Source organism: Methylobacterium fujisawaense (genome assembly GCF_039619325.1).
Lineage (GTDB): Bacteria > Pseudomonadota > Alphaproteobacteria > Rhizobiales > Beijerinckiaceae > Methylobacterium > Methylobacterium fujisawaense.
On sequence record NZ_CP155000.1, the window covers coordinates 6,380,312 to 6,404,638 of the forward strand.

Here is a 24,327-nt window from a genome sequence, read left to right on the forward strand (position 1 = left end):
GGCCGTCCGCCATCCCCTTTCGCCGCCCTGTCCCCATTCGCACCGGATGGTCGGCCGGCACGGCTCGGATCAGAGGCTCAGACACGTGGCCAGCCCCGCTGCCGTCACCGGAACCCCGGCGCAGACACAGGCGCAGACCGGCGCCCCTCAAGATCGCCTCAGCCAGAGCGAGATCCGCGCGATCGTCTACGGCCTGATGACCGCGATGCTGCTCGCGGCCCTCGACCAGACCATCGTGGCGACCGCCATGCCGACCATCGGGCTCGACCTCGGGGACGCCGCCAACCTCCCCTGGATCGTCACCGCCTACCTGCTGGCCTCCACGGCGGTGACCCCGCTCTATGGCAAGCTCAGCGACATCCACGGCCGGCGGATCATGCTGCTGATCGCCATCGCAACCTTCGGGCTCGGGTCGCTGGCCTGCGCGCTCGCCCCCACGATGGTGACGCTGGCGCTGGCCCGGGGCCTCCAGGGGATCGGCGGTGGCGGGCTGATCGCGCTTTCCCAGACCATCCTGGCCGACATCATGTCGCCCAAGGAGCGCGCCCGCTATCAGGTGGTGATCGCGGGCGTGTTCGTGGCCGCCTCGGTGGCGGGGCCGCTGCTCGGGGGCCTCTTCGCCCAGCACCTGCACTGGTCGCTGATCTTCTGGATCAACCTGCCGATCGGCATCCTCGCCTTCGCGCTGACCAACGCCAACCTGAAGCGCCTGCCGCGCCACGACCGCCAGCACCGGCTGGACTGGCCCGGGGCCGCCCTGATGGTCGCGGGCTCTGTCACCCTCCTGCTGGCCCTGAGCTGGGGCGGCGTGCGCTATCCCTGGGGCTCGCCCACGATCCTCGCCCTCCTCGCCGGGGCGGCCGTACTGGCCGGCGGTTTCGCGGCGCGGCTCGCCACGGCGTCGGAGCCGCTGATCCCCACGGAGGTGCTCAAGGACCGGGTGGTCTACAGCGCGACGCTGGCCGCCTGCTTCGCCATGGGCACCTTCATCGGCCTCACCATCTATGTGCCGATCTTCCTCGAAGGGGTGATCGGGCTCTCGGCGAGCGAGTCCGGCGTGGCGCTGGTGCCGCTGATGATCGGCACCGTCACGGGCGCGACGCTGTCGGGCCGATCGATGCTGCATTTCCGGCACTACAAGCGCGTGCCCCTCGCGATGATGAGCCTCAGCCTCGCCTGCTGCGCCACCATCGCCTGGGAAGGCCGGGCGCTGCCCTTCTGGCTCATGGAGGTGCTGTTCGCGCTGCTCTCCATGGGCATCGGGACAATCCTGCCCCTCTCCACCATCGCCATCCAGAACGCGGTGGAACCGCACCAGCTCGGGATCGCCACCGCCGCGATGAACTTCTTCCGGTCGCTCGGCGGGGCGCTGATCGTGGCGGCTTTCGGCACGATCGTGCTCGGCGGCGTCGCGGGCGGGGCAGGGAGCGGGACAGGAGGCCACGACGTGGAGAGCCTGATCCGCGGCGCGGACCCGGCGCAGCTCGCCCTGACCTTCCGTTTCGTCTTCCTGGCCGCCTGCCTCGGCCTGCTGGGCGCCTTCACGTTCCTGGCGCTGATGGAGGAGCGGCCCCTGCGCGAACGCGCATCGCCGCGGATGGGCGGGGAACCGGCTACCGGCGACCCGGGCTGAGGGTTCGGAACCTCGGCTGCGGCGTCGCTCGGCCGGCCGGCGTGCTTGGCCGGCGTGCTTGGCCGGCGTGCTTGGCCGGTGCAGAGCGAAGACCGTCTCGGGGCACGTGGCGCTGCGATCGACGACGCTCTCGCAGATCTGGACCGTGCCGCCCGGCAAACGGATCCCTCGCCCAACCCGTCAACACACCGCACGCGCGGCCTCGCGCACCTGCCGCGTGGCGGCGTCGACGCGCTCGCTCGCCCGGGCGATCGCGTCCATGCCGCTCGCGATCGTCGCCACGCCGCGCGCGGCGGTCTGCATGCTGCCCGACATCTCCCGGGTGACAGCGGACTGTTCCTCCACCGCAGCCGCAATCGCCCCGGAGACATGATCCAGCGCCTGGATCGTCATCCGGATCGAGCCGATCGCATCGACGGCCTCGCGGGTTGCCGCCTGCGTCGCCACGATCTGTCCGCGGATCCGATCGGTTGCCCGGGCGGTCTGCTCGGCCAGCGCCTTGACCTCCGAGGCGACCACCGCGAAGCCCTTGCCGGCAGCGCCGGCCCGCGCGGCTTCGATGGTGGCGTTGAGCGCCAGCAGATTGGTCTGTCCGGCGATCCCCTGGATCAGGGTCACGACCTCGCCGATCTGCGCGGCTTGTCCGCTCAACCCCTCCACGATGGCGCCGGTATGCCGGGCCTGCTCGACCGCCTCGGAGGCCATGCGGGCGGCGTGGCTGACCTGCTGGCTGATCTCGCCGACCGAGGCCGAGAGTTCCTCCGTACCCGACGCGACGGACTGGATCTCGTGGGAAACATGCCCGGCCGTATCGACCGCCGCGACCGTCTGACGGGCCACGTCCTCGGCCGCGCTGCCGATCGCGTCGAGGTCCGCGCCGATCACCCGCTGCGCTTCAACCCGCCGCTGGCGGTCCCGAACCTGCACGGTGATGTCGGCCGCGAACTTCACGACCTTGACCACGCGTCCGTCGACATCGAGAATCGGATTGTAGGTGGCCTGGATCCAGACGTCGCGGCCGCCCTTGGCTATGCGCCGGAATTCACCCGCCGCGAATTGCCCCGCCGCCAAGCGGTCCCAGAACCCCCTGTAGGCCTCACCCGCCCGCTCGTCCGCAGCCACGAACAGGCTGTGGTGCTGTCCTCGAATCTCGTCGAGGCCGTAGCCCATGGCGTCGAGGAAGTTTGCATTGGCCTCCAGAACCACTCCGTCCGGATCGAACGCGATCACGGCTTGGGACCGATGAAGCGCGGCAATCTGCCCGTCGAGATCCAGAGACTGCGCCTTCAGCCCCGTGATGTCGGTCACGAACTTTACGACCCTCTCCAGCCGACCGCCAAGTCCGAAGATCGGGACATAGCTGCACTGGGCCCAGATCTCGCGCCCGTCTTTCATCACCCGCTGAAATTCATCGCTGGATACATGCCCCGCACGCAGATCCTCCCACACCGCACGATCCGCGGCGCCGCCTTGGTGACGGATCGGGACGAAGAGACTGTGATGACGCCCCTGCACCTCGGTGAGGCTGAAGCCCGTCAGAGCCAGGAACGCACGGTTGGCCCCCAGAACCACACCGTCCATCCTGAGTTCGACGACAGCCTGGGTGCGATCCAGAGCAGCCAGAAGCGCGCGCTCCGTGGAAGACCAAAAACCCAGCATCGAAAACCTCATGGCGCGCAGAGTTTGGGCCCACGAAACAAGAATGAGCCCGCAAATTTGATCTAAGGACTACGCGATATCGATTAAAATTTCCCAAACTTCAAGTATTCGCAAAAATTGCAGGAATTTCGTTTTCATGACAACGGCCCGATCGGCGCCAATAACCGGGCCGCGACACACAGGGCACTTGCAATGCACACACAACCTATATTAATTCCGCGCACAGTGAGCCCCTATTCAATCCCAATGAACCCGCATCGGGCATACATGATCATCATGGCGGCAGATCAGAGCGGTCTCGATCCGAGCATCTGGCGGCCTCAGGCAAGTTTTTCGGCAAATATCGTCTCTCTTCGTCAGCTCAAGACGTTCAACGATAGCGGCGGGATTGCCGTCCATCTGGACACCACACACTCTACAATTCCGGACATTGAAATTGCCGGCAGCCAGAGCGAAACGCTGAGCTTCTGGGAAACACGGTCTTCGAGCGGCTTCATCACCAAGCCGAAATTCTCTGCCGGCCTCGTGACGGTCCGCTTTGTCACAAGCGGCCATATCATCTATGCGCATCGCCAAGGCGACATTCTGGCTTCGCCGACGATTGCCACTCTGACGAGCTTCGAGGACATTCACGAGGTTCGCGCTTCGACCGCGGTCGGTGCGGTGAGCGCGACACTGGCGGTTGAGGCGCTCTCTTCGGCCCATGAGGCCCTGACGGGGTGCGATCATCCCGGCCTGCCGGCATTCGCGCCGATCGCCGAGATGACGACGCCCGGTATGACGGCTCTGTTCTGCTCGATCCGGCTGATTCATCGCCGCCTACAGGCGTCACACCGGCAGGCCGACCTGATGCTCCCCCTGCTTCAGGAAGTCATGAGCTATCAGCTGCTCTCCGCCTGGCCCAAACGTGCCGCCGGGACGGCCGCCCGACTGCCGGATGTCGCGTCGCTCCATCTCCGGCTGGCGATCGAGTACATCGAGGCCAATCTCTCATCCGCCCTGTCGCTGGCCGATGTCGCGGCGGCGGCCAGGATCGGTGTCCGGTCGCTTCAGAACAAGTTCCGCACGGAGCTGGGCCGGACGCCCGTTCAGTTCATCATCGAGCGGCGTCTGGCGCGCGCCCACGAGGATCTGACGGCGGTCGCGAAATCGAGCTGGTCGATCGCCGAGATCGCCCGCGCTTGGGGATTCGTGCACATGAGCGACTTTGGCCAGCGTTATCGCCGGAAGTACGGGTGCACGCCGTCCCGAACGCGCCGCGAGGGCGGCCGAGCCGACTGAGCCGGTTCGGCCGGGCCGCACATCCGATCCAGGCGTCGCCCTCCGGCACATTCCCGATGGAACCATCCGGGGGATGCAGGCCCGCATCCCCAGCCCTGCCCTTGATTCGCCCCGATCACCGCTTACCTCGCCCCTATCGGCTGCGGGCCCCTCTGGCGGGCGCTTCCCAGCGCCCGTGATGTCGGAGCCGATGCTTTCCTTCCGGAATCAGCATCAGGTCCCGCGCATGATGGACGTCCTCACCATCGAATGGCTCGGCAAGCCATTGTGGATGTGGCTCGGGTTCCACCTCCTGATCGCCGGCCTGCTCGCCTTCGACCTCGGACTCCTCCACCGCGACAAGGAGCACGAGATCGGTGTCCGGGAGAGCTTGGCTCTCACCGGCTTCTACCTCGCGCTGGGCCTCGCCTTCGGCGGCTGGATCTGGTGGTATCTGGGTCCCCAGTCCGGCGAGGAATACGTCACCGGACTCGTGGTCGAGAAGTCGCTGTCGATGGACAACGTCTTCGTCATCGCCATGATCCTCACGGCGCTCGGCGTCCCCCGGGCTGCCCAGCACCGGGTCCTCCTCTGGGGTATCCTGGCGGCGGTGCTGCTGCGCGGTCTGATGATCGGACTGGGCGCCGCGCTGGTGCACGAGGTGCACTGGGTTCTGTCCCTGTTCGCCGCCTTCCTGATCTATGCCGGCCTGAAGATCCTCGTCTCGGGCGACGAGGAGGAGGGCGACTTCCAGAACAGCGCCGTCGTGCGCTGGTTCAAGACCACCTTCCGGGTGACGCCGGAGCTGCACGGCCAGCGTTTCACGGTCCGCAAGACCGATCCGAAGACCGGCCGGGTCGCCCTGTACTTCACGCCGCTTGCCCTCGCCCTGGTGCTGGTGAACGGCGCCGACGTGATCTTCGCGGTCGACAGCGTGCCGGCGATCTTCGCGATCACCACCGACACGTTCGTGGTCTACACCTCCAACATCTTCGCGATCCTGGGCCTGCGCGCCCTCTACTTCGCCCTGGCCGCGATGGTCGACCGGTTCGCCTATCTCAAGACCGCGCTCGCCTTCATCCTGATCTTCATCGGCGCCAAGATCGTGGTGGCCGACACGTTCGGGCTCGTGACGGTTCCGCCATGGGTCTCGCTGGTGGTCACCCTGACGCTGCTGGCGGCCGGCGTCGCCTACAGCCTCTGGCGGACCCGGACCGACGCGCCGGATCAAGCGGATGCGGATTCCGTCCCTCCGCACGAGGCCCGGGCCCACCGCGCCTGAGGCGGGACCGGCGGTCCTCAGGCCGCCGGCAGGGCCGCGATCAGGTCGCGCAGGGTGGTGATGGTGGAGGCGTCGGCTACGCCATCCACCCGCGCCGGACGGAAATGACGCTGGAACGCGGTGATCACCGCCTGTGTGCGCGCGTCGAACAGGCCCGTCACCGGCTGGTCGTAGCCGTAGAGTGCGACCATCGCCTGCAGCGCCTCGACGGGCTGGCCGGCATCGCCCCGCGCGAAGAAGCGGCCGTCCTGGAGGCGGGCCGGGGGCACGTAATGGCCCACCCCCGCCGCCGCGAGCCGGGCCCAGGGGAAGGTCTCGCCCGGATCCTCCTTGCGTTCGGGTGCGATGTCGGAATGGCCGAGCACCCGCTCCGGCGGGATCGGCCAGCGGCCGATGATGTCCCGGGCCAGGGCGATCACCGCTTCGATCTGCGCGTCCGGGTAGGACGGCAGGCCGCCGGCATGGCCCGGATGGACGATCTCGATCCCGATGGAGCGGGAATTGATATCGGTCTCGCCCTTCCAGGCCCCGGCACCGGCATGCCAGGCCCGGCGGGCCTCCGGCACCATCTGGACGATGCCGCCATCCTCGAACACGAGATAGTGGGCCGAGACCTCGCTCAGCGGGTCGCGCAGCCGCGCCAGCGCGGCGGCCCCGCTGTCCATGCCGGTGTAATGCAGGACCAGCATGTCGAGCGGCCCCGCGCGCCGGGCTCCGTGGTTCGGCGAGGGCGCGACGCGGCGGGCGAGGGGCGTATCGGGGATGAGGCTCACCGCAGCCCGCGCTCCTGCGCGATCCGGTCGTAGGCCGCGTTGATCGCGGCGAGGCGCCGCGTGGCGATGGCCACCGCCTCCGTCGGCAGGCCGCGGGCGAGCGCCCGATCCGGGTGGTGCTCGGCGACCAGCGCGCGGTGGCGCGCCTTCACGGCGGCATCGTCCGCCTCCCGGTCGAGCCCGAGGACGCCGTAGGGATCGTCCGGGAGCCGCACGTGCCGGGCGGCGATGCGCCGGAACGCCACCTCATCGAAGCCGAAGATCCCCGAGACCGCGCGCAGGTAGCGCTCCTCGGCCTCGTGGAGGGCCCCGTCGGCGCCGGCGATCTGGAACAGGCCATCGAGCACGTCCTCCAGCAGCGCCGGCTCGTCGCCGAAGGTTGTCGCCAGCTGGTGCGCGTAGGCCTCGAAGCCGCTCGTGGTCTTCTTGGCGAGATCGAACAGGCGCTCCACGCCCGCCCGCGCGGACGGCTCCACCTGAATCACCCGGCCGAAGGCCTCGACCTCAGACGGCAGCACGACGCCGTCGGATTTCGCCATCTTGGCGGCGAGCGCCACGAGTCCGGTGGTGAACACGACGTCGCGCGGCGTCCGCCCGAAGGGTGCGCCGACCCGGTCCAGCAGGAAATGGCCCGCGACCCCTCCGATCAGGGCCCCGAGCGGACCGCCGATCGCGAGGCCGATGCCGGCACCGCCGAGCTTCCCCCAGACGCCCTGGCTCATGGGCGGCCCGGTCTCGGCGCTGATCCTCGGCTCGGCTCTGTCATCGGGGCGGCGGGGTTCCGGCACCGGGACAGGCCCGGCCGAGCGACGGGATAGACCCTCCGCACGCCGCGAGGAAGGGCCGGGACGCGCCCGGCCCGCCCAGCTCAGTCTCGCTTAGCGGCAGTAGACGTTGCCGTAGGCGTCGCGATAGGTGCCGTAGGGGCAGCGCGGCGCGGTCGAGGCGCCCACGATGGCGCCGCCGGCGCCGCCGATCGCGGCACCCGCCAGAGCACCGCCCGCGCGGCCGGTGGCCGCCGCACCGATCGCCGCACCGGTCAGGGCGCCGAGGCCCGCACCGCCCAGAGCCCGGTCTTCCGGGGTGTTGCAGCCGGCGAGCGAGAGGGCGGCGATGGTGGCGAGGGCGGCTGCCGTCAGCTTCTTCATGGTCCCCAGAACTCCCTTGTGAATCCGGTCCGGCCGGTGGCCGTGATCGTTGCGGATCGCGTCGAGCTTAGCAGGAAAGGAATGCCGGCCATACGGCTAAGGTTCCATCGGCCGCGAGACGAGTTGCGTCGGGTTCCCGTCTCGCCCTATGCCACGGTTCCGAGGCGGTGCTCCGGCCGGGATGCCGTAGCCCCCTATCCGGCACCACGCCCGGCATCAGTCCGGCACCATGTCCGAGGGTCCCATGCCGACAGCCACCACGATCGTCCGCCGGGCCGCGGTGCGCGCCGACCGCGTCGCCGACACGGTGACCCTCGACCGCGCGGCCCGGGATGCCGTCACGGGACCCCTGGTCGCCGAGGGCGGTCTCGGCTTCGACGTCGCGCTCACCAAGGCGGCGGCGCTCGAGGACGGCGACGCCTTGCGCCTCGACGACGGCCGGCTCGTCGCGGTGCGGGCGGCCGCCGAGGATCTCCTGGAGGTGCGCGCCGAGAATCCGGCCCGCCTGCTGCGCCTGGCCTGGCAGCTCGGCGGCAGCCACGTGGATGCCGAGATCGGCGCGGACGTGCTCTACGTGCCGGCGACACCCGCCGCGGCCGAGCTGGTCCGCGGGCAGGGCTGCGTCGCGACCCCGGTCTCCCGCGCCTTCCGGCCCGAGCACGCCGCCCACGATCACAGCACCTGCGGGCACGATCACGGGCACGATCATCGTGCCCACGCTCATCACGACCATGATCATCACGATCACGGTCACGGGCATGATCACGATCACGCGCACGACCATGGCCACAGCCATGATCACGAGCACGGGCACCAGAAGCACGGCCATGATCATGCCCACGATCACGGCCACGTGCATGGTCCGGGCTGCGGCTGCGGCCACGATCACTAGCGTTTGAGCCTGGCCCGGCCCGGCCCGGAGCGGCGCTCGGGGACCGGGCCGGTCACGCAGGACCGGCCGGGAATCCTGCGCCGGCGCCGGAACGCGGACGGGCCGCCGCCGTCACTCCGCCGGGACGAAGCGCAGCGTGCCGGCGCGCCGCGTGGGCTGGCCGGTGTCGTTCGTGTGATTGACGCCGTCCATCACCGGGACCTCCGGAAAATCGAAGGGGCTGACCCCGTCCAGGCAGGCCGCGTTGACCGCGTGGACGTTCGGGTCCGACCGCCGCTGATGATGCGTGTAGACGCCGCAGCGGGAACAGAAGAAATGCTGCGCCGCCCCGGTATGGAACCGGTAGGTCGTCAGCGCCTCCGCACCCTGCAGGATCCTCACCCCGCCCGGCCGCGCCATCGCGACGACGGCGCCGCGCATGCGGCAGTAGGAGCAGGTGCACCGGCGGATCGACGCGAGATCGTCGCCGAGGGCCGCCTCGAAGCGCACGGCCCCGCAATGGCAGCGGCCGGACCGGATCGTCGCATCGTCCGCCATGGTGCTGGGCCTTCCGTGCGATTTCCTGCGATCCGGCTCGGCGAGAGATCCGGTCGGCGCCCCGAAGTCTAGGTTTCGGGCGCCATCCGAACAATCGCCAAGTCGTCACGCGGCGTGTCAGGAAAACTCACGCGGTGCCTCCGGGAGGCCGGGAGCCCTGCCGGTCACAGGCGTTTCGGCACGGGCCTGCGGCAGTACAGGCGCGCCGCCTCGGCGGACAGGCCGTCCTGGGCGGCCACGCACTGGTCGAGGGTGAGGCCGATGCTGGCCGCGTAGGGCTCGTTGGGCGACAGCGCCGCGCGGGCGAGCGCCGCGAGGTACAGCAGGAAGGCCGCGACCGCGACGATCAGCGCCGCAATGATGGCGCGGTTCAGCAGCATTGCCGGCGTCCGCTCACGGGATCCCGACCAGAAGCAGCGCGAGCACGAGCACCGTCAGCCCCGCCCCGATCAGCGCCACGGCGGTGTAGTCGCGTCCGGACCGCCGCAGGGATGTGCGGCCGGGCCGGACCATGATCCGCCCCTTGGATCCCTGTCCCGGGTCCCCGTCCCGGGGCTGGCTCACTGCAGCAGGCCCCACAGGCCCGTGGCCAAGCCGAAGGTGAGCGAGAGCATCGCTGCGTAGAGCAGGACGCGATCGATCACGCGGGCGACCCGATCCTCCGGCTGAACCTCGATCATGGCGGGACCTCCTCGCAGCGAGATTGACGAACGCCTGTTGCTGACCTGTGTCGGCCCATCGCGGGCAGACGGACTCGTGTTGCCCCGGCGGGGCGGGGCCGGACGGTGCCGGACGGGGGCGCGGCGCCGCGGCGCCGGAACACCCGGGAGGCCGTGCGGTTGGACCGGCACCCCCCACCGGAGACGACGCGTGACCACGAATCCGCTGCACAAGTATCCCCGCCCGCCCTTCGCGGCGCAGCCCCAGAGCTTCCCCGGCAAGACCGGGCGCATGGAGCCGGAACCCGACCATGGCGAGACGAGCTACAAGGGCTCGGGCAAGCTGACCGGCCAGGCGGCGCTGATCACCGGCGGCGATTCCGGCATCGGCCGCGCGGTCGCCATCGCCTTCGCCCGGGAGGGTGCGGACGTCGCCATCTCCTACCTGCCGGACGAGCAGGCCGACGCGGAGGCGGTCGCCCAGTGGGTCGAGAAGGCGGGACGGCGCGCGCTGCTCCTGCCGGGCGACCTCAAGGACGCCGCCTACGGGCGCCAGATCGTTGCCCGCACGGTGGAGACGTTCGGGCGCCTCGACGTGCTGGTCAACAACGGCGCGTTCCAGCAGCCGAACGCGGACCTCGCCGGAATCGACGACGCCGTGTTCGAGGATCATTTCCGCACCAACGTGTTCGGGGCGTTCTACGTGACCAAGGCGGCCCTCGCCCATCTGAAACCCGGCGCCTCGGTGATCTTCACCTCCTCGGTGAATTCCAAGCACCCGATGCCGTCGCTCCTCGCCTACAGCGCCACCAAGGGTGCGCTGAGCAACATGGTGCTGAGCCTCGCCCAGTTGCTCGCCGAAACGGGCGTGCGCGTGAACGGCGTGCTGCCCGGGCCGATCTGGACGCCGTTCATTCCCTCCGGGATGAGCCAGGATTCGGTGAAATCCTTCGGCAGCCAAGTGCCGTTCGGCCGCCCCGGACAACCGGCCGAACTCGCCTCGGCCTACGTGATGCTGGCCTCGGAGGAGAGCAGCTACACGTCGGGTGCGCTCGTCACGGTGGCGGGAGCCATGCCGGTGCTCTGACGCGCCGCGTCGGACGGGCATCCGCCACGGTGGTGCCCATCCGACGCGACCGCGCACTCAGGCGGCCCGCATCTCGGCGAGGAAGCGCATGACCTCGGACCGCAGGGCCTCGGCGCTGCGGCAGACGTCGCCGGCCGCCGCGCCGACCTCCCCGGCCACGCGCTGCGTCGCCTCCGCGGCCGATGAGGCCGAGACCACGTTCTGGCTCACCGAATCGGTGCCCTGGGCAGCCTGGTCGATGTTCTGCGAGATGTGCCCCGTGGCGACCCGCTGCTGCTCGACCGCCGCCGCGATCGCGCTGGCGATGGCGTTCATCGTGTCGACCGTGCCGCCGATGGCGTGCACCGCGTTGACGGCCTCCATGGTCTCGCCCTGGATCGCGGCGATCTGCGCGGTGATCTCCTCGGTGGCCTTCGCGGTCTGTCCGGCCAGCCCCTTCACCTCGGCGGCGACCACCGCGAAACCCCGCCCCGACTCGCCGGCCCGCGCCGCCTCGATGGTCGCGTTGAGCGCCAGGAGGTTCGTCTGCTCGGCGATCGCCGAGATGATCCGCACGACCTCCCCGATCTTCTCGGCGGCCCCGGCGAGCCCGCGGATCTGCCGGTCGGTCCGCTCCGCCTCCGTCACCGCCTGACCGGCGATCTCGGCCGACTTGGCGACCTGGCCGCTGATCTCCCCGATCGAGGCGGACAGCTCCTCGGTGGCGGCCGCCACCGTCTGCACGTTGGCCGCCGCCTGCTGCGCAGACCCGGCCGCCGAGCCGGCCTGCTGCGCCGCCTCCGCGGCAGTCGCCGACATCGCCCGGCAGGCTTCCCGCATCCCGGCCGCCGCGGTGTCGACCCGCGCCAGCAACTGGCTCGCCTCGGCATCGAAGCTGCGGGTCACCGCCTCCACCCAGTGGGCGCGCTCCTGCCGCCGCTCCTGCTCGGCCCGCTGCTCGGCCGATAGAGTCTGGGCCTGGATCATGCTGTCCCGGAACACGCCGGCGGCCTCGGCCATCTGGCCGATCTCGTCGCGCCGGCCGCGCCCCGGGATGGCGACATCCATCTCGCCGCCTGCGAGCCGCCGCAGGGCGGCCGTGAACGCGCTCAGGGGGCGCGTAATGCTGCGTGCCAGCAGAAACCCGACCACCCCGACCCCGATGGCGAGCGGGACCAGCCAGAGCAGGGTGGTGACGATCCGTGCCCGGTCCAAGGCGTGGATGTCGTCCACGTACAGGGCGGAGTTGATGACCCATTGCCAGGGCTCGTAGGCGAGCGAGTAGGCGACCTTCGGCGCGGGCTCGGTCTCACCGAGGCGGGCCCAACGGTACTCGGTGAAGCCGCCGCCCTCCTGAGCGTGCCGGATCATCGTCCAGACGAAGGTCTTCTTCATCGCCGCGTCGTCGCGGGACCGCGTGCCCTCGATCTTGGGATCGGGATGCACGACGTTGCGGCCGATATCGCCCGGGGTCGAGCTATAGACGAAGACGTAGTCGCCACCGTTGTAGCGCATCGCCCGCAGCGCGTCGGCGGCACGCCGCCGCGCCTCGTCGGCCGTCATCGCGCCGGCCTCCGCCTGCTTGGCGAACGTCGCCACGATGCTGTGGGCCGACTCGACCTGGGCGCGGATGGCGGCCTTGCGGCCGTCCATCATCACCCCGCCGATGGAGGAGACCTGCACACCCACGATCGATATGAATGCCAACATTATCCCACCTATAATATAGAAAACCTTTTTCCCGATAGTCATTTCTGTTAATTCCCAATATAAATTGGTAAAATACGCAGCCGCTCGAGAAAGAATCAAATGCTCCACGGCACCGCACCGGCCCATCATCTTCTTTACATTGGAATGATTCCATGCCGGCCGCACATGGGAGCCATGCCGCGGCCAAGTTTTCACCGACATGGCGCGATCGCCGAGGGATTTACTGGCCGGCCGGACCACGCGCCTGACCGAGCCCGCGCCTCACCGAGCCAAAGGCCATCCGCGACGCCGGCGACGGACTGACCGGCACCGCACGGCGTTTCGCCGGGCGGCCTCCCGTGGTATCCGGCGCCCTCCCGCGCCATCGGCCGGATCCCCGGACGCGCGGCCTCCGGCGGGACGCATGGCGGGCGGGATACGGGTCACAGCACGGATCTGGGAACGTGACGGCGGCTGACGAACGCGGCGCACTGGCGGGATGGCGGTTTTCCGTCGCCCCGATGATGGACTGGACGGACCGGCATTGCCGGGCCTTCCACCGGTCCCTCTCGGCGCGCGCCCGGCTCTACACCGAGATGGTGACCACCGGCGCAGTGCTGCACGGGCCGCGGGAGCGCCTGCTCGGCTTCGCGGATATCGAGCACCCGGTGGCGGTCCAGCTCGGCGGCTCGGATCCGGCGGAGTTGGCGCAGGCCGCGCGGATCGCCGCGGATTTCGGCTACGACGAGGTCAATCTCAATGTCGGCTGCCCCTCGGACCGGGTGCAGGAGGGCCGCTTCGGCGCCTGCCTGATGCGCGAGCCGGCCCTGGTGGGCGACTGCGTCGCCGCCCTGAAGGCGGCGGTCTCCGTGCCGGTCACGGTGAAGTGCCGGATCGGCGTCGACGACCAGGATCCCGAGGCCGCGCTCGACACCCTGGCCGACGCCGTGGTGGCGGCGGGCGTCGACGGGCTGATCGTCCATGCGCGCAAGGCTTGGCTCCAGGGGCTCTCGCCCAAGGAGAACCGGGACGTGCCGCCTCTCGATTACGGACGCGCGGCCCGGCTGAAGCAGCGGCTGCCCGGCCTGCCGATCGCGGTCAATGGCGGCCTGCGCGACCTGGACGCCGCGCGGGCGCGGCTCGCCGAGGTCGACGGCGTGATGGTCGGCCGCGCCGCCTATACCGAGCCGGCGCTGCTGCTCGGTGTCGATCCCGACCTGTTCGGCGTGCCGGCACCGGCCCCCGACGCTTTCGCGGCGATCGCGACATTCGAGCCCTATATCGCAGCGGCCCTGGCCCGGGGCGAGCGGCTGCACGCGGTGACCCGGCACATGCTCGGTCTGTTCAACGGCCGGCCGGGGGCGCGGGCCTACCGACGCCATCTCTCGACCCACGGCATGCGCCCGGAGGCGGACCTCGCGACCCTGCGGGAGGCGGTGGCGCTGGTCTCCCGCGCGGCGCCCGAAGAAGCCCGCGCGGCCTGAGCGGCGGCCCGGTCAGGGACGCCGCAGGATCAGGCGGTCGCCCCGCACCTCGTAGCCGGACAGCCGCGACAGGAAGGTCTGGCCGAGGAGGTTCGCGGAGAGCGCGCCGGGCTTGGCCACCATGGCGTTGACCCGCCGCTCGGTGATCGTGCCGACGCTGAGCGAGTCGAGCTGGGTCGGCGCCGCGTAGGTGATGCCGTTGGCGGTGGAGACGCGGGCGGTGAAATCGGCGGGCGCGGGGGTGAGCCCCAGGGCGGCGGCGTTCTCGGCGGTGAGCACCACGCTGCTCGCCCCGGTGTCGAACAGGAAGGGCTGCACCCGGCCGTTCACCTCGGCATCGACCCGGAAATCGCCGTCCGCACGCCGGGTGACGGTGACGGACCCGTCGCCGCTCGAGGTCGCGCTCCCCGGCCGGAGATCGCCGAGCACCCGGGCGCCGACATCCTGGATCCGGTCGCGGTAGCTGTAGCCGATCACGAGGGCGAGGCCGATCAGCCCCCAGGCCAGGAGCGCCTGCAGGTTCGCGCCGAGGCGCGCCGTGAATTGCCGCCAGAATCCGGCCACCACCAGGAGCAGGATCGTGCCGGTCCAGGCGAGGTTGGCGAGCTGATCGGGCCCGATCACGCCGCCGACGCTGTCGCTGCCGTCGCTGAGGACCAGGGCGACGGCCACCAGGGCGAGGGCGGCGAGGCCGAGATAGATCATGACGGCAGCGGCGCTTCCAGAGGCGTGAGGCCGGCGGCCCGCATCCGGGCTTCGAGCCCCGCCATGACGGTGCGGCGCTGCACCTCCGACAGCGCCCCCCAGGCGGCGATCTCGTCGCGGGTCCGCCCGCAGCCGCAGCACAATCCGGTCGGGGCGTCGAGCACGCAGACCTTGGTGCAGGGCGAGGAGGGTTTTGGCGCGGGCGGCATCGGGAAACCTTGGGCGGGGGATCGTGGCCGGGTCAAGACGCGTTGGCGTCCTCACTCCGCCCAAGCCGCCACCAGGGCCAGCAGCGCGGCGATCTCCGCGACCTGCTGGCAGGCGCCGATCACGTCCCCGGTCTGCCCCCCGATCCTGGCGCGGGCGAGCCGGGTCAGCGCCAAAGCCGCGAGGCCGGCGCACAGGATCATCGCCACGACCCCGCCGAACGGCAGGCCGAGCGGCACGGCGCCGAGGGCCAGCATCGCACCGAGGCCGAGGGCGGTGGCGAGGCTCGCCCGGTCCGGGCGGCCCACCGCGGCGGCGAGCCCGCCGGGCCGGGCCGGCTCCAGCAGCACCATCGGGGCGAGGGCGGCGACCCGCGACAGGGCGGCGGCCAGGATCAGGCCGGTGACGGCGGCGTACCCGGTCCGGTCGAGGAGCGTGGCCAGGGCGCCGATCCGCAGGGCCAGGGCCAGGACCAGGGCCGCGCCCCCGTAGGCGCCGATCCGGCTGTCGCGCATGATCTCCAGGCGGCGCTCCCGGGTGGTGCCGCCGCCGAACCCGTCGGCGACGTCGGCGAGCCCGTCCTCGTGCAGGGCGCCCGTGGCCACCACCAGTATGGCGATGGCGAGCGTCGCGGCCAGGAACGGCCCGAGCCCGATCCACCAGCCGCCGGCCAGGACCAGGGCCGCGGGCAGGGCCAAGATCAGGCCGGCCAGCGGCAGCATCCGGGGCAGGGTGGTGAAGTCGGGGCTGCGATGCGGGTCCGGCTCGCCGGGCAGTTGCGGCACCGGCAGGCGGGAGTAGAAGCGCAGGCACCCGGCGAGGTCGTAGAGGGCGCCGCGCCCGGGCCAGTCGGCCTCCCCGCCGGTCTGCCTGTTCATCGCGGTCTCTCGCATCCGCCCGCCACCGCGCGCCGGTCCATTATAGTCTCCCCGTCCGGGGGCGCCCACAGGAAATCATCGCCGCCATGACCGACCCGATGACCGCTCCCGAACCCGGTCCCTTCGACGACATCCGCAACCTGCTGAAGGCGATGCCGGGCCCCGACGCGGAGGCGAAGGCCGCGGTCGCCGCCCGGGACGCGACCCTGACGAAGCCCGCGGGCTCGCTGGGGCGGCTGGAGAGCCTCGTGACGTGGCTGGCGGCATGGCAGGGTAAGGCGCCCCCGAGCTTCGACCGGCCGCTGGTCTGCGTCTTCGCCGGCAGCCACGGGGTCACGCGCCGCGGCGTCTCGGCCTTCCCGGACGCGGTCAACCGGCAGATGCTCGACAATTTCGCCGCCGGGGGCGGGGCGATCAACCAGATCTGCGCGGCCTACGGCCTCGGCTTCAAGGTGTTCGACCTCGCCCTCGACATGCCCACCGGCGACATCACGGAAGCGCCGGCCCTCGACGAGCGCGCCACGGTGGCCACCATGGCGTTCGGCATGGAGGCGGTGGCCGCCGGTACCGACTGCCTCGGCATCGGCGAGATGGGCATCGGCAACACCACCGTGGCGGCCGCCCTCTACGCCGCCCTGTTCGGCGGCGATCCCGCTCAATGGGTCGGGCGCGGCACCGGCGTCGACCGGGACGGCCTGTCCCGGAAGGTTGCGGCCGTGGAGGCGGCGCTCGCCCACCATGCCGGCCATCTCGACGACCCGCTCCAAGTCCTGGCGCGCCTCGGCGGCCGGGAGATCGCCGCCATGGCGGGGGCGATCCTGGCCGCAAGGCTCCAGCGCATCCCGGTGGTGATCGACGGCTACGTGGCCACCGCCGCGGCAGCCGTGCTCCACGCGGCCGACCCGAGCGCCCTCGACCATTGCCTCGCGGGCCACGTCTCGGCGGAGGGCGTCCACGCGGAGGTGCTGGAGCGGCTCGGTCTGGTGCCGCTGCTGGCGCTCGGCATGCGCCTCGGCGAGGCCTCGGGCGCCGGCATGGCGATGGGCCTGCTGAAGGGCGCGCTCGCCTGCCACACCGGCATGGCGACCTTCGCGCAGGCCGGCGTGTCCGAGAAAGGGGCGGGCTGAAGCCGCGTGGGCACCCGAGCCCGCTCGTCTTTGCGAGCGCAGCGAAGCAACCCAGGGCAGCGGGACGTTGGCAAGCGTAGCGTCGCTGGATTGCTTCGCTGCGCTCGCAAAGACGGCGGGCCTTCAGGCCTGCCCTATCAGGGGGTCTTCTCGATGTTCCAGAAGAACTGCACGGGCGCCATCACCATGCCCTTGAGCTTCGAACTCACGGCCATCGGCTGCTGCACGAGGCCCGCAGGGGCGTAGGGCACGACCGCGAAGGCGCGCTCCTCGATGCGGGCGGCCAGCGCCTTCTGCTGCGCCTCGTCGCTCGTGGCGATCCACTCGCTGCGCAGGGTCTCGAGCGTCGGGTCGTCCGGCCAGCCGAACCACGCGGCCTGACCGTTGGCCCGGATCAGCGGGTGGAGCGCCGGGTTCAGGACGTCGGCCCCCGACCAGAGCGTGTGGAACAGCGACCAGCCGCCGGCATCGACCGGCCCGCGGTTGCCGCGGCGGGCGATGAAGCTGCCCCAGTCGGTGGAGACCAGATCGACAGTCATCCCGAGCTGCTTGAGCAGATCCTGGGTCACCAGCGACTGGTTGTAGGCGATCGGCTGGTCGGCCGGGGCCAGCAGCACAACGCGCTCGCCCTTGTAGCCGGCCTTGGCGAGCATCGCCTTGGCCTTGGCGAGGTCCCCCTGCATGGCGGCAGCCCCGCCGGCACCGGTCGACATCGGCGAGCCCGGCGTGAAGAAGGTCTTGGCCTCCCGGTAGTATTCGGGGCTGCCGACCACCGCCTGCATGTAGTCGTCCTGCTGCATGGCCATCATCACGGCCCGGCGGATCTCGGGATTGTTGAACGGCGGCTGCGTGTGGTTGAACCGCATCAGCAGGATCAGCCCGAGCGGCACGTTGCGGATCTCGATCCCGGGCTTGCCCTTCAGGACGGGGATCAGGTCGATCGCCGGCTGCTCGTACCAGTCCACCGCCCCCTGGATCATCGCGCCCACCGCCGCCGAGGCCTCGGTGATGGCCAGCCACTCGATCCGGTCGACCTTGGCGACCTTGCCGCCGGCCGCCCAGGAGGGCGCCTCCTCGCGGGGCCGGTAGCCGGCGTGGCGGGTGTAGATCGCGTTCTGGCCGGGGATCCATTCCCGCGCCTCGAACCGCCAGGGCCCGGACCCCATGGCGTCGGCGATCGGCTTGGAGGCATCCTGCAGGGCGATGCGCTCCGGCATGATGAAGGGCACGTTGGAGGACAGCTTACCCAACGCCGCCGGGAGCAGGGGGAAGGGCTGCTTCAGGCTGATCGTGAAGGTCCGGGCGTCCTCCTGGCCGTATTCCGCCACGAATCCCGCCAGGGTCTGACCGAACGCGTCGCGCTTGGACCAGCGCGCGATGGACGCGATGCAGTCCTTGGCCTCGACGGGGGAGCCGTCATGGAAGGTGAGGCCGTCGCGGAGATGGAAGGTCCAGCGCAGGCCGTCGGGCGCGGTCTGCCAGTCGCTCACCATCTGCGGCTGGATCCGGAAATTCTCGTCGGTGGCGAACAACGTGTCGTAGACGAGATAGCCGTGGTTGCGGATGACGTAGCTCGTGGCGACGATCGGATCGAGGGACGGCAGGGGCGTCGACGGGATGAAGCGCAGCACGCTGCCGCCGCCGGGCTGGGCCCGGACCAGGTGCGGGAGGCCGAGGCCGGCGGCCGCGCCTGCGGTTCCGGCCAGAAGCTGGCGACGGGAGAGCTTCATCGCGGGCACCCTTGTCCTGATCGAGCGCGTTGCCCGATTGATTTTATACAATTTCAACACCGGAGCTCCGCCGTCAAGGGTCCTGCGGAGCTCCCGGGGGCGACCGGGAGCGAGACGATGAAGAACCGGACCATCGCGGGTTCGATCGGGACCGAGATCCGGCGACGCATCCTCGACGGGCGTTATCCGGCCGGCTCGCAGCTCCGCCAGGACGGGCTCGCGGCGGAGTTTGGGGCCAGCCGGATCCCGGTGCGGGAAGCCCTGTTCCAGCTCGAGGCCGAGGGCCTCGTGCGGATCCTGCCCCATCGCGGCGCTATGGTGGCGCCGCTCTCGCCGGCGGACGCGGCCGAGGCCCTGGAACTCCGGGGCGCCCTCGAGCCCCGCCTCCTGTCCCTGTCGGCGCCCAACCTGACCGCCGACGATTACGCCCGGGCCGACGCCCTGCTGGAGGATTACGCCGCGGCGTTGCGCGACGGCGCGACGGCGCTCTGGGGCGCCCTCAACACGGAGTTGCACCTCCTCCTCTACAGCCGGGCCGAGCGGCCCCGCGCCCTCGCTCTCGTCGGCTCCCTCCTGGCCGAGTGCGACCGCTACACGCGCCTGCAGCTCTCGACGGACAATGCCGAGCTGGAACGGGCCGACCGCGAGCACCGCGAGATCGTCCGGCTCTGCCGCAACGGCCACGTCTCGGCGGCCTGCGCCCTCCTGACCGACCATATCGACCACGTCGCGTCCGCGCTGATGGCCTTCCTGGGCGACGCCTCGGCGACCCCCACCAAGCGCGAGATTGTATAAAATCCTTGCCAGAATCGCGCGTCGCTGCCATGGAGAGGGGCGCCACCCCGCGAGGCCCGACAGGCCGGCCGGGGCGATTCTCCTCCCAGCAGACGAGCCGGCGATGGCCTTCGACCGACACATCTTCTCCGGCACGATCCCGGCCCTGATGACCCCCTGCCGGCCGGACCGGACGCCCGATCTCGACGCCCTGGCGCGGAAGGGGAAGGACCTCGTCGCCGCGGGGATGTCGGCGGTGGTCTATTGCGGCTCGATGGGTGACTGGCCACTGCTCACCGACGAGGAGCGGATGGCGGGCGTCGAGCGGCTGCTGGCGGCCGGCGTCCCGGTCATCGTCGGGACCGGGGCCCAGAACCCGAAGCGGGCGGCGGCGCTCGCCGCCCACGCCAAGGCGGCCGGCGCCCAGGGCCTGATGATCATCCCGCGGGTCCTGTCGCGTGGGAGCGCGGCCGCGGCGCAGGAAGCCCATTTCTCCGGCATCCTCGAGGCGGCGGTCGACCTGCCGTCGGTGATCTACAACAGCCCCTATTACGGGTTCGAGACCCGGGCGGACCTGTTCTTCCGCCTGCGCACCCGGTATCCGCACCTCGTCGGCTTCAAGGAGTTCGGCGGCGCGGCCTCGCTCACCTACGCGGCCGAGCACATCACCGGCCAGTCGCCCGACATCACCCTGATGGTCGGGGTGGATACGCAGGTGGTGCACGGCTACGTCAATTGCGGCGCCCGGGGCGCCATCACGGGCATCGGCAACGTCCTGCCGCGGGAGGTCCTCCACCTCGTCGCCCTGTGCGAGAAGGCCGCCGCGGGCGACGTCCAGGCCCGCCGCCGGGCGGAGGAGCTCGACGCCGCACTGGCGATCCTGTCGAGCTTCGACGAGGGGCCGGACCTCGTCCTGTACTACAAGCACCTCATGGTGCTGGAAGGAAACCCGGAATACGCCCTCCACTTCAACGCCACCGACGCGCTGAGCGCCGGCCAGCGCCACTACGCGGAGACGCAGCTGCGCCTGTTCAAGGCCTGGTACGCCCGGTGGTCGGAGGAGGCCGCGGAGGACCGCCCCCGGGCCTGACCCTGCACCGGGGCGGCCCTCCTCGGCCATCGGGGGAGGGGCGGGCGGCACGCCCCGGAACAGCCAGCCTTTGCGCGAAACGGTCCGTCGGCGCTATTGCGGGTGCGAGATCGGTCCCAGCCCGCGAACCCCGCCCATGAAGATCACCCAAGCCTTCACCTTCGAGGCGGCCCACCGGCTGCCGAACGTGCCCGAGACCCACCGCTGCCACCGGATGCACGGGCATTCCTACCGGGTCGAGCTGACGGTAGCCGGTCCGGTCGATGCCCACACCGGCTGGGTGATCGACTTCTACGACATCGAGTCGATCTTCGGGCCGCTGCTCGCCCGGCTCGACCACCATTGCCTCAACGAGATCGAGGGGCTGGAGAACCCGACCGCCGAGAACATCGCGGCCTGGATCTGGCAGCGCCTCCGGCCGGACCTGCCGGGCCTCGCGCTGGTGCGGGTCGCCGAGACCCCGATGTCCTGGGCCGAGTACGATGGCGAGTGAGGCCGCGCCTTCGGGGGACCGCGCCGCGCTGGTGCTGTTCTCCGGCGGCCAGGATTCGGCCACCTGCCTCGCCTGGGCGCTGGACCGGTTCGACCATGTCGAGACCCTCGGCTTCGATTACGGACAGCGCCACCGGGTCGAGCTCGACCGCCGCGCCGCCCTGCGGGCGGGCACGACGGGCCTCAATCCCGACTGGGCGCCCCGCCTCGGGGCGGACCACACGCTCGCCCTCGACGCCCTCGGGCAGGTGTCCGAGACGGCACTCACCCGGGAGGCCGCGATCGGCTACGAGGCGTCGGGCCTGCCCAACACCTTCGTGCCCGGCCGCAACCTCGTCTTCCTGACCTTCGCGGCGGCGCTCGCCTACCGGCGTGGCCTCCGGCACGTGGTCGGCGGGATGTGCGAGACCGACTATTCCGGCTACCCGGACTGCCGCGACGACACGATCAAGGCCCTGCAGGTGGCGCTCAACCTCGGCATGGAGCGGCGCTTCGTCCTGCACACGCCGCTGATGTGGCTCGACAAGGCGCAGACCTGGGAACTGGCCGAGACGTTGGGGGGCCGAGCGCTGGTCGACCTGATCGTCGAGGAGAGCCACACCTGCTACCTCGGCGAGCGCGGGCAGCGGCATCCCTGGGGCTACGGCTGCGGGACCTGCCCGGCCTGCCGCCTCCGGGCGGACGGCTACGCCCGGTTCACTGCGGCCTGAGCCCGTCCACCAGCACCGCCAGCGTGCCCCGGAAGGCCGCCGGGCTCGCGAACAGGCGCTCCATCAGCAGCGCCCCCTCCAGGGTGGCGACGACGTAGCGGGCGAGCGCCGCCGGATCCGCGCCGCCGCGGACGCTGCCATCCGCCTGCCCCTCCCGCAGGATCGCCTCCAGCCACGCGAGGTGATCCGCGAAGAAGGCCGCGATGTCCCGGCGCAGGCGCTCGGGCAGGGCCTCGCCCTCGATGGCGAGCGCCGCGCACAGGCAGCCGAGCCCCTGCTCGACACCGCCGAGATAGAGCCGGCCATAGGCCTCGACCCGGCCCGGCCCGTCCGGGACGTCCCGGCGGATCGCCTCCAGGGCGGCGGCGTAGCGCGCCGCATAGGCCGCCACCAGGGCGGCGCCGAGATCGATCTTGGTGGGGAAGTGGTGGTGGATGCTCGCCTTGCGGATGCCCACCACCGCCGCGAGGTCGGCGTAGCTGAAGCCGGCATAGCCGCGTCCCCGCACCAGGGTCTCGGCCTGCATCAGCAACTCGGCGCGGGTATCCCTCATCGCGGCGATCGTCGCTCCGGCTCACGCGAATGTGGGGCCGGCCGCGATCCCGATCGCGGCGCACCCCTTGACGGAGGAGCAATCTACCTACTTAATGGTAGACAATCAAGATCGGGAGGTTTCGGCATGACGGCACCCGCCGTCCATCCGAGGACGTTCGCCGCCGGCGCCGGGCTGACGCGGCGGCACGCGCTCTTCGCGGGGCTCTGCCTGTGCTGCCTGCCGACGCTGGGCCGCGCCGCCGAGAGCTTCACGATGGAGGAGGTCGGCCCGGGCGTGTTCGTGCGCAAGGGCCTGATCGCCGACGCAACCTCCGACAATGCGGACGCCATCGCCAATATCGGCTTCCTCGTCGGCAAGAGCGGCGTGCTGGTGACGGAATCCGGCGGCAGCCTCGCGGACGGCCAGTGGCTGCGCGCCGAGATCGTCAAGCGCACGCAGAAGCCGATCACCCACGTCGTGCTGACCCATGTCCATCCCGACCACGTCTTCGGCGCGGGGGCGTTCGTCCAGGACAAGCCGGTCTTCATCGGCCACGCCAAGCTCACCGAAGCGCTCTCGGCCCGGGGCGAGTTCTACCGCAAGCGCCTGATCGATCTCCTGGGCGAGGACCGGACCGGGCCGGTGGTCTACCCGACGATGAGCGTGGCCGAGACGGCCGAGATCGACCTCGGCGACCGCCGCCTGACCTTCACGGCGCACGGGCCGGCGCACACCACCTCGGACCTGTCGATGATCGATTCCGGCAGCGGCCTGCTGTTCCCCGCCGACCTGCTGTTCGTGAACCGGATCCCGTCCCTCGACGGCAGCCTCAAAGGGTGGCTGAGCGAGATCGAGCGCCTGAAGGCCATGGGCGCCTCTCGCGCGGTGCCGGGCCACGGCCCCGTCGCGGTGGATCTCGCCCCGGCGCTGTCCGACCTTACCGGCTACCTGACCGCTCTCCGCGACGGGACCCGGGCTGCGATCGCCAAGGACGTCCCCATCGAGAAGGCGGTGACGCGCGTCGCCGCGGACCAGCGGGACAAGTGGGCGCTGTTCGAGACCTACAACGGCCGCAACGTCACCGTGGCCTATCAGGAACTCGAGTGGGAATAGGATTTTCGGATCCCCATATCGGATGACAACGGGAGGCACGCCATGACCCACCGGATCGGAAAGACCCTCTCCACCCTCGCCCTCGGCGCCGCCCTGGCGGCGACCGCCCTGTCCGGCCCCCTCGTCCACGCTGCGCAGGCGGCGGGCGCCTCCGATACCGATCAGGAGCGGGCGGCCCGCTGGCAGGAGATCGCCAAGTCGATCTTCGGCGACCGCCAGATCGCCCAGACCGACAGCCTCGTGAAGATCGACGCCCCCGCCCGGGCGCTCGACGCCGCCCTGGTGCCGATCACCCTGACCATGCCCAACGACGGGCAGATCAAGGCGGTCTCGCTGATCATCGACGACAACCCGGCGCCCTACGCGGCCAAGTTCGAGTTCGGACCGGCCGCCGACCCGGCCGAGTTGAAGCTGCGCGTTCGGGTCAACAACTACACCGACATGCACGCTGTGGTGGAGACGCAGGACGGCAAGCTCTACGAGGCCAAGCAGTTCGTGAAGGCGTCCGGCGGCTGTTCGGCCCCGATGGGCATGAGCGACGAGGAGGCCATGAAGGGCATGGGCGACATGCGCATGAAGTTCGCCGAGACCCAGCCCGGCAAGCCCGTGGAGGCGACGCTGATGATCCGCCACCCGAATTTCTCGGGCATGCAGATGAACCAGGTGACCCGCGACTACACGCCGGCGCGCTACATCGACAAGCTCACCGTCTCGGCGGGCGACCGGACGGTCTTCACCATGACGGGCGACATCTCCATCGCCTCGAACCCGGTGATCAACTTCGCCTTCAAGCCGGACGGCAAGCCGATCCAGGTGGCGGCTTCCGACAACCAGGGCGGGCGCTGGCAGCACAGCTTCACCCCGCCGGGCCCGACGAACTGACC

The 24,327-nt window shown here is 70.8% G+C and carries 25 protein-coding genes; 13 read left to right on the top strand and 12 right to left on the bottom strand.

All coding sequences use genetic code 11. The features are described from left to right. Nucleotides 1-85 precede the first annotated feature (85 nt). A complete protein-coding gene (locus tag ABC766_RS30440; RefSeq protein WP_345820267.1) occupies nucleotides 86-1,633 on the top strand; it encodes an MDR family MFS transporter in 1,548 nt (515 codons plus the stop codon). A 180-nt stretch (nucleotides 1,634-1,813) separates the two neighbouring features. Here the strand turns inward: ABC766_RS30440 and ABC766_RS30445 are convergent, their stop codons facing one another. Beyond that, a complete protein-coding gene (locus tag ABC766_RS30445) occupies nucleotides 1,814-3,292 on the bottom strand; it encodes a PAS domain S-box protein (RefSeq protein ID WP_345820268.1) in 1,479 nt (492 codons plus the stop codon). 267 nt (nucleotides 3,293-3,559) lie between these two features. On the opposite strand from ABC766_RS30445, the gene ABC766_RS30450 reads away from it, so the two are divergent. Continuing rightward, on the top strand, nucleotides 3,560-4,573 hold the full coding sequence (locus ABC766_RS30450; protein WP_345820269.1) for a helix-turn-helix transcriptional regulator: 1,014 nt from the start codon (nucleotides 3,560-3,562) through the stop codon (nucleotides 4,571-4,573). A 226-nt stretch (nucleotides 4,574-4,799) separates the two neighbouring features. Beyond that, the gene (locus ABC766_RS30455) at nucleotides 4,800-5,834 is read left to right on the top strand and encodes a TerC family protein (protein WP_342141818.1); all 1,035 of its coding nucleotides are present in this window, start codon (nucleotides 4,800-4,802) and stop codon (nucleotides 5,832-5,834) included. A 17-nt stretch (nucleotides 5,835-5,851) separates the two neighbouring features. On the opposite strand, the gene ABC766_RS30460 is transcribed toward ABC766_RS30455, so the two are convergent. The 3 genes from ABC766_RS30460 to ABC766_RS30470 form a co-directional block, all read right to left on the bottom strand. After that, entirely contained in the window at nucleotides 5,852-6,607 is a 756-nt protein-coding gene (locus tag ABC766_RS30460; RefSeq protein WP_342141819.1) for an N-acetylmuramoyl-L-alanine amidase, read from the bottom strand. Next, complete coding sequence (locus tag ABC766_RS30465; RefSeq protein WP_345820270.1) at nucleotides 6,604-7,329, bottom strand: TerB family tellurite resistance protein; 726 nt, start codon at nucleotides 7,327-7,329, stop codon at nucleotides 6,604-6,606. Before ABC766_RS30465 ends, ABC766_RS30460 begins: the two co-directional genes overlap by 4 nt. Nucleotides 7,330-7,485: 156 nt before the next feature. Continuing rightward, on the bottom strand, nucleotides 7,486-7,755 hold the full coding sequence (locus ABC766_RS30470; protein WP_043347377.1) for a hypothetical protein: 270 nt from the start codon (nucleotides 7,753-7,755) through the stop codon (nucleotides 7,486-7,488). Between the two features lie 244 nt (nucleotides 7,756-7,999). Here ABC766_RS30470 and ABC766_RS30475 point away from each other — a divergent pair, with 244 nt between their 5' ends. Further along, nucleotides 8,000-8,647, top strand: a complete 648-nt coding sequence (locus ABC766_RS30475) for an urease accessory protein UreE (RefSeq protein WP_345820271.1) — start codon at nucleotides 8,000-8,002, stop codon at nucleotides 8,645-8,647. Between the two features lie 111 nt (nucleotides 8,648-8,758). Here the strand turns inward: ABC766_RS30475 and ABC766_RS30480 are convergent, their stop codons facing one another. After that, nucleotides 8,759-9,184 carry a GFA family protein gene (locus tag ABC766_RS30480; protein WP_345820273.1) on the bottom strand — a complete coding sequence of 142 codons (426 nt, stop codon included), beginning with the start codon at nucleotides 9,182-9,184 and terminating at the stop codon, nucleotides 8,759-8,761. A 164-nt stretch (nucleotides 9,185-9,348) separates the two neighbouring features. Beyond that, on the bottom strand, nucleotides 9,349-9,564 hold the full coding sequence (locus ABC766_RS30485; RefSeq protein ID WP_342141822.1) for a hypothetical protein: 216 nt from the start codon (nucleotides 9,562-9,564) through the stop codon (nucleotides 9,349-9,351). A 490-nt stretch (nucleotides 9,565-10,054) separates the two neighbouring features. On the opposite strand from ABC766_RS30485, the gene ABC766_RS30490 reads away from it, so the two are divergent. Next, a complete protein-coding gene (locus ABC766_RS30490) occupies nucleotides 10,055-10,930 on the top strand; it encodes an SDR family oxidoreductase (protein WP_345820274.1) in 876 nt (291 codons plus the stop codon). A 57-nt stretch (nucleotides 10,931-10,987) separates the two neighbouring features. Here the strand turns inward: ABC766_RS30490 and ABC766_RS30495 are convergent, their stop codons facing one another. Continuing rightward, on the bottom strand, nucleotides 10,988-12,619 hold the full coding sequence (locus tag ABC766_RS30495; protein ID WP_342141824.1) for a methyl-accepting chemotaxis protein: 1,632 nt from the start codon (nucleotides 12,617-12,619) through the stop codon (nucleotides 10,988-10,990). Nucleotides 12,620-13,062: 443 nt separating this feature from the next. Between ABC766_RS30495 and dusA the strand changes: the two genes are divergently transcribed. Continuing rightward, on the top strand, nucleotides 13,063-14,082 hold the full coding sequence (gene dusA, locus ABC766_RS30500; RefSeq protein WP_345820275.1) for a tRNA dihydrouridine(20/20a) synthase DusA: 1,020 nt from the start codon (nucleotides 13,063-13,065) through the stop codon (nucleotides 14,080-14,082). A 12-nt stretch (nucleotides 14,083-14,094) separates the two neighbouring features. Here dusA and ABC766_RS30505 read toward each other — a convergent pair whose 3' ends face one another. From ABC766_RS30505 to cobS, 3 genes are read right to left on the bottom strand one after another with little or no spacing between them, the layout of a single operon-like run. Further along, nucleotides 14,095-14,787 carry a retropepsin-like aspartic protease family protein gene (locus tag ABC766_RS30505; protein ID WP_182592267.1) on the bottom strand — a complete coding sequence of 231 codons (693 nt, stop codon included), beginning with the start codon at nucleotides 14,785-14,787 and terminating at the stop codon, nucleotides 14,095-14,097. Then, a complete protein-coding gene (locus tag ABC766_RS30510) occupies nucleotides 14,784-14,996 on the bottom strand; it encodes a DUF1289 domain-containing protein (protein WP_075380162.1) in 213 nt (70 codons plus the stop codon). Before ABC766_RS30510 ends, ABC766_RS30505 begins: the two co-directional genes overlap by 4 nt. Nucleotides 14,997-15,047: 51 nt before the next feature. After that, nucleotides 15,048-15,872 (bottom strand): adenosylcobinamide-GDP ribazoletransferase, encoded by an 825-nt coding sequence (gene cobS / locus ABC766_RS30515; RefSeq protein ID WP_342141826.1) that lies wholly within the window; start codon nucleotides 15,870-15,872, stop codon nucleotides 15,048-15,050. Between the two features lie 86 nt (nucleotides 15,873-15,958). Here cobS and cobT point away from each other — a divergent pair, with 86 nt between their 5' ends. After that, entirely contained in the window at nucleotides 15,959-16,999 is a 1,041-nt protein-coding gene (gene cobT / locus ABC766_RS30520; protein ID WP_342141827.1) for a nicotinate-nucleotide--dimethylbenzimidazole phosphoribosyltransferase, read from the top strand. Nucleotides 17,000-17,136: 137 nt separating this feature from the next. Here the strand turns inward: cobT and ABC766_RS30525 are convergent, their stop codons facing one another. After that, on the bottom strand, nucleotides 17,137-18,729 hold the full coding sequence (locus ABC766_RS30525) for an ABC transporter substrate-binding protein (protein WP_345820276.1): 1,593 nt from the start codon (nucleotides 18,727-18,729) through the stop codon (nucleotides 17,137-17,139). Between the two features lie 117 nt (nucleotides 18,730-18,846). On the opposite strand from ABC766_RS30525, the gene ABC766_RS30530 reads away from it, so the two are divergent. The 4 genes from ABC766_RS30530 to queC all read left to right on the top strand — a co-directional run bounded on the left by ABC766_RS30530 (nucleotide 18,847) and on the right by queC (nucleotide 21,795). After that, the gene (locus ABC766_RS30530) at nucleotides 18,847-19,524 is read left to right on the top strand and encodes a GntR family transcriptional regulator (RefSeq protein WP_043381987.1); all 678 of its coding nucleotides are present in this window, start codon (nucleotides 18,847-18,849) and stop codon (nucleotides 19,522-19,524) included. 103 nt (nucleotides 19,525-19,627) lie between these two features. Continuing rightward, entirely contained in the window at nucleotides 19,628-20,593 is a 966-nt protein-coding gene (locus tag ABC766_RS30535; RefSeq protein ID WP_043355863.1) for a dihydrodipicolinate synthase family protein, read from the top strand. A gap of 136 nt (nucleotides 20,594-20,729) precedes the next feature. Beyond that, a complete protein-coding gene (gene queD / locus ABC766_RS30540) occupies nucleotides 20,730-21,086 on the top strand; it encodes a 6-carboxytetrahydropterin synthase QueD (RefSeq protein ID WP_043381990.1) in 357 nt (118 codons plus the stop codon). After that, complete coding sequence (gene queC, locus ABC766_RS30545) at nucleotides 21,076-21,795, top strand: 7-cyano-7-deazaguanine synthase QueC (RefSeq protein ID WP_182592263.1); 720 nt, start codon at nucleotides 21,076-21,078, stop codon at nucleotides 21,793-21,795. Before queD ends, queC begins: the two co-directional genes overlap by 11 nt. Here the strand turns inward: queC and ABC766_RS30550 are convergent. Beyond that, nucleotides 21,782-22,348, bottom strand: a complete 567-nt coding sequence (locus ABC766_RS30550; RefSeq protein WP_345820277.1) for a TetR/AcrR family transcriptional regulator — start codon at nucleotides 22,346-22,348, stop codon at nucleotides 21,782-21,784. The genes queC and ABC766_RS30550 overlap by 14 nt on opposite strands. A gap of 126 nt (nucleotides 22,349-22,474) precedes the next feature. Here ABC766_RS30550 and ABC766_RS30555 point away from each other — a divergent pair, with 126 nt between their 5' ends. After that, nucleotides 22,475-23,443, top strand: a complete 969-nt coding sequence (locus ABC766_RS30555) for a quinoprotein relay system zinc metallohydrolase 2 (protein WP_345820278.1) — start codon at nucleotides 22,475-22,477, stop codon at nucleotides 23,441-23,443. A gap of 42 nt (nucleotides 23,444-23,485) precedes the next feature. After that, complete coding sequence (locus ABC766_RS30560) at nucleotides 23,486-24,325, top strand: quinoprotein dehydrogenase-associated SoxYZ-like carrier (RefSeq protein WP_051045068.1); 840 nt, start codon at nucleotides 23,486-23,488, stop codon at nucleotides 24,323-24,325. Nucleotides 24,326-24,327: the final 2 nt, after the last annotated feature.

Bases quoted from the DNA above. Each gene is read 5' to 3' on its own strand.
- ABC766_RS30445 (WP_345820268.1), bottom strand. From the start codon at position 3,292: ATGCTGGGTTTTTGGTCTTCCACGGAGCGCGCGCTTCTGGCTGCTCTG.
- ABC766_RS30450 (WP_345820269.1), top strand. From the start codon at position 3,560: ATGATCATCATGGCGGCAGATCAGAGCGGTCTCGATCCGAGCATCTGG.
- ABC766_RS30455 (WP_342141818.1), top strand. From the start codon at position 4,800: ATGATGGACGTCCTCACCATCGAATGGCTCGGCAAGCCATTGTGGATG.
- ABC766_RS30465 (WP_345820270.1), bottom strand. From the start codon at position 7,329: ATGAGCCAGGGCGTCTGGGGGAAGCTCGGCGGTGCCGGCATCGGCCTC.
- ABC766_RS30470 (WP_043347377.1), bottom strand. From the start codon at position 7,755: ATGAAGAAGCTGACGGCAGCCGCCCTCGCCACCATCGCCGCCCTCTCG.
- ABC766_RS30475 (WP_345820271.1), top strand. From the start codon at position 8,000: ATGCCGACAGCCACCACGATCGTCCGCCGGGCCGCGGTGCGCGCCGAC.
- ABC766_RS30480 (WP_345820273.1), bottom strand. From the start codon at position 9,184: ATGGCGGACGATGCGACGATCCGGTCCGGCCGCTGCCATTGCGGGGCC.
- ABC766_RS30485 (WP_342141822.1), bottom strand. From the start codon at position 9,564: ATGCTGCTGAACCGCGCCATCATTGCGGCGCTGATCGTCGCGGTCGCG.
- ABC766_RS30495 (WP_342141824.1), bottom strand. From the start codon at position 12,619: ATGTTGGCATTCATATCGATCGTGGGTGTGCAGGTCTCCTCCATCGGC.
- ABC766_RS30505 (WP_182592267.1), bottom strand. From the start codon at position 14,787: ATGATCTATCTCGGCCTCGCCGCCCTCGCCCTGGTGGCCGTCGCCCTG.
- ABC766_RS30510 (WP_075380162.1), bottom strand. From the start codon at position 14,996: ATGCCGCCCGCGCCAAAACCCTCCTCGCCCTGCACCAAGGTCTGCGTG.
- cobS (WP_342141826.1), bottom strand. From the start codon at position 15,872: ATGAACAGGCAGACCGGCGGGGAGGCCGACTGGCCCGGGCGCGGCGCC.
- cobT (WP_342141827.1), top strand. From the start codon at position 15,959: ATGACCGACCCGATGACCGCTCCCGAACCCGGTCCCTTCGACGACATC.
- ABC766_RS30525 (WP_345820276.1), bottom strand. From the start codon at position 18,729: ATGAAGCTCTCCCGTCGCCAGCTTCTGGCCGGAACCGCAGGCGCGGCC.
- ABC766_RS30530 (WP_043381987.1), top strand. From the start codon at position 18,847: ATGAAGAACCGGACCATCGCGGGTTCGATCGGGACCGAGATCCGGCGA.
- ABC766_RS30535 (WP_043355863.1), top strand. From the start codon at position 19,628: ATGGCCTTCGACCGACACATCTTCTCCGGCACGATCCCGGCCCTGATG.
- queD (WP_043381990.1), top strand. From the start codon at position 20,730: ATGAAGATCACCCAAGCCTTCACCTTCGAGGCGGCCCACCGGCTGCCG.
- queC (WP_182592263.1), top strand. From the start codon at position 21,076: ATGGCGAGTGAGGCCGCGCCTTCGGGGGACCGCGCCGCGCTGGTGCTG.
- ABC766_RS30550 (WP_345820277.1), bottom strand. From the start codon at position 22,348: ATGAGGGATACCCGCGCCGAGTTGCTGATGCAGGCCGAGACCCTGGTG.
- ABC766_RS30555 (WP_345820278.1), top strand. From the start codon at position 22,475: ATGACGGCACCCGCCGTCCATCCGAGGACGTTCGCCGCCGGCGCCGGG.
- ABC766_RS30560 (WP_051045068.1), top strand. From the start codon at position 23,486: ATGACCCACCGGATCGGAAAGACCCTCTCCACCCTCGCCCTCGGCGCC.